This is a genomic window from Arthrobacter sp. TB 26, assembly GCF_000427315.1.
Taxonomy (GTDB): Bacteria; Actinomycetota; Actinomycetes; order Actinomycetales; family Micrococcaceae; genus Arthrobacter.
In genome coordinates, this window is the sequence record NZ_AUPJ01000224.1 from 19,346 (window position 1) to 28,657 (window position 9,312).

Here is a 9,312-nt window from a genome sequence, read left to right on the forward strand (position 1 = left end):
CCACGGTCCGGACCAGGCGGGCGAGCGGTTCGCCTTCGGAAAGCCGCACCGTGACCGGCAGGGCCCGGTAGCGGAAGATGTTCCGCTCGGCGCTCAGCCCGGAGACGTCCTTGGCCGTGCCGAATTCCTCGGCCCAGGCGAGGGCGTCGGAGGCCAGGGCACGCCGCAGCGGCTCCAGCTCGCCGGCAGCCAGGACACCCTGGGCCGCCTGCTCGATCCTGCGGACTCCCGCGTGGACGGGAGAGCCGGCCGCGGTGCTGGACTTGCTGGCCCATTCGCCGAGTCCGATGAGGTAGTTGGGCCCGCCGGCCTTGGTGCCGGCGCCGACGGCGGATTTCTTCCAGCCGCCGAACGGCTGGCGCTGCACGATGGCGCCGGTGATGCCGCGGTTGACGTAGAGGTTGCCGGCCTGGACGGTGTCGAGCCAGCGGCCCACTTCGTCCGGGTTCAGCGAGTGCAGGCCGGACGTGAGACCGTACTCGATCTGGTTCTGGATGGCGATGGCGTCCTCCAGGGTCGCCGCGGTCATCACTCCCAGGACCGGGCCGAAGAACTCGGTGAGGTGGAAGTAGGAGCCGCGGCGGACGCCGTAACGGACGCCCGGGCTCCAGAGCTTGCCCGATTCGTCCAGCTTCCGGGGCTCGACGGCCCAGCTTTCGCCTTCACCGAGGGTGGTGAGGGCGTTGAGGAGCTTGCCGTTGGCGGGTTCGATGATCGGCCCCATCTGGCTGGCCGGGTCCTCGGGGTAGCCGACCTTGAGCGAGGTGACGGCGTCGATCAGCTGGTTGTGGAACCGCTTGGATTTGGCCACCGATCCCACGAGGATCACCAGCGAGGCGGCCGAGCACTTCTGGCCCGCGTGGCCGAAAGCGGAGTACGCGACGTCTTTCGCGGCGAGGTCCAGGTCGGCACTCGGGGTCACGATGATGGCGTTCTTGCCGCTGGTCTCGGCCAGGAGAGGCAGGTCCTGGCGGAAGGAACGGAACAGTTCGGCGGTCTCGTAGCCGCCGGTAAGGACGACCCGGTCCACTGCTGGATGGGAGATCAGCTGCCGCCCCAGTTCACGCTCGCCCAGCTGGACCATGGCGAGCACGTCCCGCGGGACGCCGGCTTCCCAGAGTGCCTCGATCATCACGGCACCGCTGCGGCGGGCCTGCTTGGCGGGCTTGATCACGACGGCGGAGCCGGCGGCGAGGGCGGCCAGGGTGGAGCCGGCCGGGATGGCCACCGGGAAGTTCCACGGCGGGGTCACGACGGTGAGCTTGGCCGGGACGAAGGTGGCGCCGTCGACGCCGTCGAGCGTGCGGGCCGATTCGGCGTAGTAGTGCGCGAAGTCAACGGCCTCGCTGACCTCCGGGTCGCCCTGGTCGATGGTCTTGCCGGTTTCGCTGGCCATGACCTCCAGCAGGTCGGCGCGGCGGGCTTCGAGGACGTCGCCGGCGCGGTGCAGGATCGCCGCCCGCTCATCACCGGAGAGGGCGCCCCAGGCCTTGCCCTTCTCGATGGCGGTTTCGATGACGGAGTTGAGGGTCGCCTCGTCGTTGATCGTGGCGGCCTCGACGGCGTCGTTGCCCAAGGTGGACGTCGCCACGCGTCCCAGGATGGCACGGCCCCAGTCGCGGTTCGCGGGCAGCGACGGATCGGTGTCCGGGGTGTTCTCGAACGAGTCGTGCGGCAGCGGCGCGGCCGGGAGGGCGCGGTTCTGCCGGCGGTTCGGGCCCGGAACCTCGTCGTCGAGCCTGGCGAGGGAGGCGAGGAAGCGCTGCTTCTCACGCTCAAAGAGGGATTCGTTCTCGCTGAGTTCGAAGACGGCGGACATGAAGTTGTCCTGGCTGGCGCCCTCTTCGAGCCGGCGGATCAGGTAGGCGATCGCGACGTCGAACTCGGCCGGGTGGACCACCGGCGTGTAGAGCAGGAGGGAGCCGACGTCCTTCTTGACGGCTTCCGCCTGCCCCTGGGCCATGCCGAGCAGCATCTCGAACTCGATGCCGGACTCCACTCCGCGCTGCTTGGCGAGCAGCCAGGCGAAGGCGATGTCGAAGAGGTTGTGGCCGGCGACGCCGATCCGGATGTTCCCGATCCGGTCCGGGTGCAGCGCGTAATTGATGACGCGCTTGTAGTTGGTGTCCGAGTCCTGCTTGGTGCCCCAGGTGGCGAGCGGCCAGTCGTGCAGGGACGCTTCGACCTGTTCCATCGGCAGGTTCGCACCCTTGACGACGCGGACCTTGATCGCGGCGCCGCCGTCGGCGCGGCGGGCGGCGGCCCAGTCCTGCAGGCGGACCATGGCGGCGAGGGCGTCCGGGAGGTAGGCCTGCAGCACGATGCCGGCCTCGAGGTCCTTGAACTCCGGCTTGTCCAGGATCCGGGTGAAGACCGCGATGGTCATGTCAAGGTCCTTGTACTCCTCCATGTCCAGGTTAATGAACTTGGCCTTCTGTCCGCCGGCCGCAAAGGATGCGGCGCGGGTGAAAAGCGGGGTGAGCTTCTCGACGACGTGCTCCACGGCCTCATCGAAAGCCCAAGCCGAGTGCGGGGCCACCGTGGAGGAGACCTTGATGGAGACGTAGTCAACGTCGGGGCGGGAGAGGAGTTTGTGGGTTCCCTCCAGGCGGCGTGAGGCCTCGTGTTCGCCGAGTACGGCTTCACCCAGGAGGTTGACGTTGAGCTTGATGCCGTCCTTGCGGATCTTGGCGATGGCGGGGCCCAGCTTGGCGTCGGTGGCATCAACAATGAGGTGGCCGACCATTTCACGGAGCACGCGGCGGGCGATCGGGATGACCACCTGCGGCAGGACCGGAGCCATGGTGCCGCCGAGCCGGACGGCGCTGCGCATGTACCAGGGCAGGAAGGCGGGAACCTTGGGGGCCAGGCCGGCGAGGTTGCGGGCGGCGACCTCCAGGTCCTCGGGGCGGACGACGCCGTCGACAAAACCGACCGTGAAATCAAGGCCGTTGGGGTCCTTCAGGACTCCGGCGAGCTGCTCGGCGGAAGCGTCAACTGGGACCTTGGCGGCCTCGGCGAGCCAGTGGCGTACCAGCCCGATGGTCTCCTCGGCGAGGGCTGCGGCTTCAAGGACCGGAGAGCCTTCCGAGACGGGAGCGTGCTCGGCCGCGTTGCCAGTGTTCACACCGGACTCCGTTGAAATGTTGGTCATGGCTGGTACTCGTTCTTTCTCAAAATGTGGACCCTTCCAGGTTCAGTATGCAACCGGATTTTCATAAGATAAAGCGATGTTTTCCGAGCAATACTGATTAGAAGAATCGAACATTCGCGGACCGGACGCAACCACCCCCGGACACACGGATGCGCTATCACTTTTGGCTCCCAAAAGACGGGGATGGGAGCTGTTGAGTCTCATGACTTAATGGACGTTTCTGTCTCAAGACATCGTGGACAGTGTGTCTCAGTACATCGTGGACACTCGGACCGGTTTTGCTCGGGTCATGAGCAAAATGCACCCCGATATCAAGATCCGGCATTTGGTGGCGACATGGCCTGAGGACGCCGAGAGGGGTGCGGTTACACAGTTCTGCCAACGCCATAAGGTGTCCCGGGCCTGGTTTTACAAGATCCGGGCCGCGGCTGCCGCCGTGGGGACGATAAAAGCCATGGAAACGGCCTCGACCAAGCCGGCGACCAGTCCGGCTAAGGTCGATACCTCGTTGGCGGAGCTGGCTCTCGCGACCCGGGAGTCCCTCAAGAGCCTTGGTTATGACTACGGACCGCTGAGCGTCGCCGCCAAACTGCGGCGCCAAGGGGTCCAACCGCCATCACGTGCCACCTTGGCCCGGATCTTTACCCGGGCGGGAGTCGTGGTCCCGGAACCGAGGAAGAAACCGCGCAGCGCCTACCAAAGATTCGTCTATCCAGAACCCAACGGCTGCTGGCAGATCGACTCGACGGAGTGGCTGCTGGCCGGCGGCGCCAAGGTGGCCATTTTCCAGCTCATTGACGATCATTCCCGCCTGGCACTGGCACTGGCATCGCTGGTCGCAGACGCAGAGACATCCGAGGCGGCCATCCGGGTGGTGCGAATAGCCATCGATCGCCACGGAGTGCCCCAAAAGTTCCTGTCAGACAACGGGGCAGCCTTCAATCCCACACGAAGGGGCCGCACCGGGGCCCTGGTGGAATACCTCAAGACCCTCGGCGTCGTGCCGATCACCGGCAAACCCTACAAACCCACCACCCAGGGCAAAAACGAACGCTTCCACCGGACCCTGCACACCTACCTGAACCGCCATCCCCAGGCCGCGACCATCGCCGAACTACAGGCCCATGTCGATGTCTTCGACACGTACTACAACACCGAGCGTGAACACCAGGCGCTGCCGCCGGGCACGACGCCGACCGAGGCCTGGAACGCCACCGCGACAGCCCCGCCGCCCGAGCCCCCGACCCCCGAAACCCGCAAACCCACACCGCGCCAGAGCGTGCAACGAAAGGTGGGGCGTCAGGGCGAAGTCACCGTCATCGGCATGCACTTCTACATCGGCACGAACCACGCAAGAGAACAAATCCACGTCCTCTACGACGACGAAACCATCATGTTCTTCGATGCACGGGGAACGGAAATCATCAGCCACCCGCGCCCGCCCAAAGGAACCGTCTACATCGGCCTCAACGGCCCGGGCAAGCAACCGTCCACGAAGTCCTGAGACATGAACCGTCCACGATCAGCTGAGACATGAAGTGTCAACGATGAGGTGAGACATCACAGACGGGGATGGGAGCCAAAAGTGATAGCGCAACTCGGGTGGGGCGCAGTTAGCCGACGTGACGGTGCATTTCCACGGCCTCTTCGTGCCGCGGGCTGTCCGGGTTCATCAGCGAGTGCTTCCGGCCGTACGTGAAGTAGATGACCAGGCCGATGACGAGCCAGACGCCGAAGCGCAGCCAGGTCTCCCAGTGCAGCTGGAGCATAAGGAACCCGGAGGCCAGGACACCGAAGGCCGGCACCAGCGGCATAAGCGGCAGCCGGAAGGTGCGCGGCGCGTCGGGCTTCTTGTAGCGGAACACGATCACCGAGAAGCAGACGACGACGAACGCGGCCAGGATGCCGATGTTGGTCAGGTCGGCGACGGCCTTGATCGGGAACACGCCGGCCAGCAGGGCGGACGCGACGCCGGCGATCCAGGTGACGCGCTGCGGGGTGCCGTGGCGGTCCGTCTTGGCGAACCAGCCGGGGAGCAGCCCGTCGCGGCTCATGGAGAACCAGACACGCGTGCAGCCAAGGAGGAAGGTGAGCATGACCGTCATGATGGACAGCACGGCAAAAACTGAGATGATCGTCGCAATGACGGGCAATCCCACACTCGTGAACGCGGAGGCGAAGCCGGCCTTGGGGTCGATGTCCTGGTAGTTCTGCATACCCGTGAGCACCAGGGTTGCGGCGACGTACAGGAGCATCGCGACGATGAGCGACATAATAATGGCCTTGGGCATGTGCTTCTTGCCGTCTTTCGCCTCTTCCGCAGCGGTGCTCATGGCGTCGTACCCGAACACAGCGAAGAACACCGTGGCCGCGCCCGCCACGACCGGGCCGAAGCCGCTGGGCATAAACGGGTTGTAGTTTTCCGTATTGATGTAGAAGATGCCGAGACCGATGATGAACAGGATCAGGACCACCTTGATTCCGACGGCCACGAGCTCAAAACGGCCGAATGTCTTGGTGCCGCGGGACAGGATCCAGGTCACCAGCAGGCAGATCGCGATCGCGGGAACATTGATAATCCCGCCCGTGCCCTCATCGGGAGTCGCTGTCATCCATGCGGGCATGTGGATGCCGATGCCGGACAGGAACGCGTCGAAGTAGCCGGAAATGCCGATGGCCACAACGGCCACAATCGCGATGTATTCCAGCAGCAGGTCCCAGCCAATGAACCAGCCGATGATTTCACCGAGGGCCACGTAACCATACGTGTAGGCCGAGCCGGCCCGAGGAATCATGCCGGCGAATTCCGCGTAGGACAATGCGGCGGCCGCGGAGGCGAGTCCCGCGATCAGGAAGGAGAACAGCACCGCAGGGCCCACGCCGGGCTCTGACTCGCTGCCGTGGGCGACGAGGCCCGCCAGGGAGAAGATGCCGACGCCGATGATGCCGCCAACTCCGATGGCGGTCAGCTGCCAGAGCCCGAGGCTCTTGAACAGGCCGCTGTGAAGGTTCTCTTCCTCGATATCGTCGATGGGCTTGCGCCTCAAAATCGACTTGGATATGTCTTTTGTAGTCATTTCAGGGTCTCCCGCTTAGGTGTGGTACCCATCAATCCACCCTGTGATGGGGGTTACTCAACGACAACAGTATGCAAGCCCGATTGCATTAGATAAAGTGAATTCTCCTAATCAATAACCATTAGAATTCACAAAGGAATACCGATGCTGGACGTCCGGCGGTTGCGCCTGCTGCGCGAGCTGAAGATCCGGGGCACCCTGGCCGAGGTTGCGGAGGCGCTCCAGTACAGCCCGTCGTCGGTCTCGCAGCAGCTGGCCCTCCTGGAGAAGGAAGCCGGCGTCGAACTGCTTCGCAAGACCGGCCGCCGGGTCCAGCTCACCCCGCAGGCCGAGGTGCTGGTGGCTCACACAGCACAGCTCCTGGAAACTTTGGAACAGGCCGAGGCGGACCTGGCAGCCTCACTGACGACCGTGACGGGAACGGTCCGTATTGCTGTGTTTCAGTCCGCCGCGCTGGCCCTGATGCCGGACGCCCTCACCCGGATGTCGTCACGGTATCCCGAAGTCCGGATTGAAATGACCCAGCGGGAACCCGAAACGGCACTTCATGAGACCTGGGCCCGGGACTTCGACCTGGTGATTGCCGAGCAGTACCCCGGACACGCCGCACCCCGGTATGCCGAGCTCGACCGGCTCCGGCTCACAAGCGATGCGATCCGCCTCGCGGTTCCGCCGCGTGCCGCCGGCCGGCCGGCCGTAACATCCCTCACCGACACCGCCGGGCTGGCCTGGGTGATGGAGCCCCGCGGGGCCGCGTCCAGGCATTGGGCCGAGCAGGCGTGCCGCGGCGCCGGCTTCGAGCCCGACGTCCGCTTCGAAACCGCCGACCTGCAGGCCCAGATCCGGCTGATCGAATCCGGGAACGCAGTGGCCCTCATGCCGGACCTCGTCTGGACCGGAAGAGGCACAACGTCCCAACTGATCAGCCTGCCGGGCGATCCGCACCGGACCATCTTCACCTCGGTGCGGCGCTCCAGCGCCAAGCGCCCGGCCATCCTGGCCGCCCGGGAGATCCTGGCCGAGACGGCCGCGTCCATCCCGCCCGCCGGCCCGTAGGCCGCCGGTCCCTGTTGGCGGGCGTTGTTGGCAGCCGTTGTTGGCTGGCTCACAGCGCTTCCGGCGGCCCGGCGCTAGACTGGTGGCGTTATGAATCGCACAATATTCAAGTCCAAAATCCACCGCGCCACGGTCACGCACGCGGACCTCCACTATGTCGGTTCCGTCACCGTGGACCTGGATCTGCTGGAAGCGGCCGACATCCTTCCCGGCGAGCTGGTGTCCATTGTCGACGTCTCCAACGGCGCCCGGCTGGAGACGTACACGATTGCCGGCGAACGCGGTTCCGGGGTGATCGGGATCAACGGCGCCGCTGCGCACCTCATGCACGAGAACGACATCATCATTTTGATCACCTACGCCCAGATGACCACGGATGAAGCCAGGGCCTACAGCCCCAAGGTGGTCCACGTGGATCAGGACAACAAGATTGTCCAGATCGGCAACGACCCCGCGGAGGGCCATACCCCCGGAATCATGCGCCCCCCGTACGCCCTGAACAACGCCACGCTCAACTGACAGCAGAATCCAGCCTGCCTACATCCGCCGTAACAGGCGCCCGGCGTAAATAAAGCTGATTAGTCTGGGAGGGTGACTGCCGCCCATTCCGTGCCCCCGACGCTGCGGACCGCCGCATGCTAGGCGTTCTCGCCGGATTCTTCGTAGTCTGGTGCATCATCCTGGTGGGCACGTTCGTCGGCCGGCGCGGCATCCTGGGCGAGAACGCCCGCTCCGTGCTCAGCGCGCTGACCTTTTTTGTCGCCAGTCCGGCGCTGCTGTTCGAAACGCTCAGCAAGGCCAAACTCCAAGACGTCTTCGCCGCGCCGCTGCTGGTCACGACGGCCGGGGCCATCGCGACGGCGGCACTGTTCTTCTTCATCGTCCGTTTCCTGCTCAAACGCTCGGTACCGGAATCCCTGATGTCCTCCATGGGCGCTTCGCTGGCCAATTCCGCCAACCTGGGTATCCCCATCGCCGTTTTCGTCCTCGGCGACGCCAGCTACGTGGCTCCCCTGCTGATCTTCCAGCTGGCCTTCTTCACACCGCTGTTCCTGATGGCCCTCGACGCCACCACGAGCAAACACCGGACCACCCCTTTGCGCTTTGGGCTGATGATCCTGCGGAACCCCATGATCGTGGGCTCCGGTCTCGGTCTCCTCGTGGCGGGCACGGGCTGGAAGGTTCCGGAGCTCGTGATGCAGCCGATCCACCTGATTGGCGGCGCCGCGATTCCGGCCATGCTGATCGCCTTTGGCATGAGCCTCAATGGCTCCCGGCCTCTGCAGGCCTCGGCCGGCCGCCGCCTCGACGCCGTGCTGGCGAGCGGCTTCAAGCTGATCGTCCACCCGGCGCTGGCCTATGTTCTCGCACGTTTCGTCCTCGGCATGGCGGACCAGGCGCTCTTCGCCGTGGTGGTCACCTCGGCCCTGCCCACGGCGCAGAACGTGTTCGTTGTTGCCAGCCGCTACCAGACCGGCCTGACCGTCGCGAAGGACACCGTGCTCATCACCACGATCGTCGCCGTGCCGGCCATGATCTGCGTGGCCCTGCTGCTCGCCTGACACCTGCCGCGCCCGACGCTCCGTCGGTCCCGGCCCTACGTGGCCATGCTGGCCGAGGCCGTCAGGCTGTAGGACGAGCTGGAAACGGACAGCGGCGAGCGCCTCCTGGCGTGCACCGGCGTCGTCAACCACGGGACGGAGCCCCGGCTGGGCGAGGTGCAAGGCGCCCCGGTCATGGGGCGGATCCTCGCAACCGGGGAGGGCCCAGCCCCAGCGATCTTCTCGGCGTCCCGCCCGCGGGTCCGCTGACCCCGCGCAGCCAAGAAACAACGCGAGGTCACATCGCGCCCATTCCGGGGTCCGGCATGGGCGCGATGTGACCCCGCGTTGGGGTGTGCGCCGGTAGGCTGGGACCGGCCTTAACCCGGCCTGCCGATACCGGCAACAGCACGAAGCGGGGACAGATTGCACAGCGTCACACCACGCGGGACCACCAGGTCCGGCGCCGTCGACTGGATCGCGG

At 65.6% G+C, this 9,312-nt stretch carries 7 protein-coding genes (1 of these 7 running past the window's edge); 4 read left to right on the plus strand and 3 right to left on the minus strand.

The features are described from left to right. Positions 1 to 3,154: the 5' portion of a bifunctional proline dehydrogenase/L-glutamate gamma-semialdehyde dehydrogenase gene (locus K789_RS0108040; RefSeq protein WP_024366311.1), read on the minus strand. 368 nt of this gene lie to the left of the window's left edge; 3,154 of the gene's 3,522 nt are visible here — the first part of the coding sequence; it begins with the start codon at positions 3,152 to 3,154; the stop codon falls past the left edge of the window. Between the two features lie 328 nt (positions 3,155 to 3,482). Here K789_RS0108040 and K789_RS0108045 point away from each other — a divergent pair, with 328 nt between their 5' ends. After that, positions 3,483 to 4,658 carry a DDE-type integrase/transposase/recombinase gene (locus K789_RS0108045; RefSeq protein WP_416352795.1) on the plus strand — a complete coding sequence of 392 codons (1,176 nt, stop codon included), beginning with the start codon at positions 3,483 to 3,485 and terminating at the stop codon, positions 4,656 to 4,658. A 109-nt stretch (positions 4,659 to 4,767) separates the two neighbouring features. Here the strand turns inward: K789_RS0108045 and K789_RS0108050 are convergent, their stop codons facing one another. Further along, entirely contained in the window at positions 4,768 to 6,231 is a 1,464-nt protein-coding gene (locus K789_RS0108050; RefSeq protein WP_024366313.1) for an amino acid permease, read from the minus strand. A gap of 144 nt (positions 6,232 to 6,375) precedes the next feature. On the opposite strand from K789_RS0108050, the gene K789_RS0108055 reads away from it, so the two are divergent. From K789_RS0108055 to K789_RS0108065, 3 genes are all read left to right on the plus strand, one after another. Continuing rightward, on the plus strand, positions 6,376 to 7,287 hold the full coding sequence (locus K789_RS0108055) for a LysR substrate-binding domain-containing protein (RefSeq protein WP_024366314.1): 912 nt from the start codon (positions 6,376 to 6,378) through the stop codon (positions 7,285 to 7,287). A 90-nt stretch (positions 7,288 to 7,377) separates the two neighbouring features. Next, positions 7,378 to 7,806 (plus strand): aspartate 1-decarboxylase, encoded by a 429-nt coding sequence (gene panD / locus K789_RS0108060; RefSeq protein WP_024366315.1) that lies wholly within the window; start codon positions 7,378 to 7,380, stop codon positions 7,804 to 7,806. Positions 7,807 to 7,922: 116 nt separating this feature from the next. Continuing rightward, complete coding sequence (locus tag K789_RS0108065; protein WP_024366316.1) at positions 7,923 to 8,849, plus strand: AEC family transporter; 927 nt, start codon at positions 7,923 to 7,925, stop codon at positions 8,847 to 8,849. A gap of 35 nt (positions 8,850 to 8,884) precedes the next feature. Here the strand turns inward: K789_RS0108065 and K789_RS25395 are convergent, their stop codons facing one another. Continuing rightward, positions 8,885 to 9,025, minus strand: a complete 141-nt coding sequence (locus K789_RS25395) for a hypothetical protein (protein ID WP_157835677.1) — start codon at positions 9,023 to 9,025, stop codon at positions 8,885 to 8,887. Positions 9,026 to 9,312: the final 287 nt, after the last annotated feature.

Excerpts from the sequence above, each read along its gene's own strand:
- K789_RS0108050 (WP_024366313.1), bottom strand. The coding sequence starts at position 6,231 with ATGACTACAAAAGACATATCCAAGTCGATTTTGAGGCGCAAGCCCATC.
- K789_RS0108055 (WP_024366314.1), top strand. The coding sequence starts at position 6,376 with ATGCTGGACGTCCGGCGGTTGCGCCTGCTGCGCGAGCTGAAGATCCGG.
- panD (WP_024366315.1), top strand. The coding sequence starts at position 7,378 with ATGAATCGCACAATATTCAAGTCCAAAATCCACCGCGCCACGGTCACG.
- K789_RS0108065 (WP_024366316.1), top strand. The coding sequence starts at position 7,923 with ATGCTAGGCGTTCTCGCCGGATTCTTCGTAGTCTGGTGCATCATCCTG.
- K789_RS25395 (WP_157835677.1), bottom strand. The coding sequence starts at position 9,025 with ATGACCGGGGCGCCTTGCACCTCGCCCAGCCGGGGCTCCGTCCCGTGG.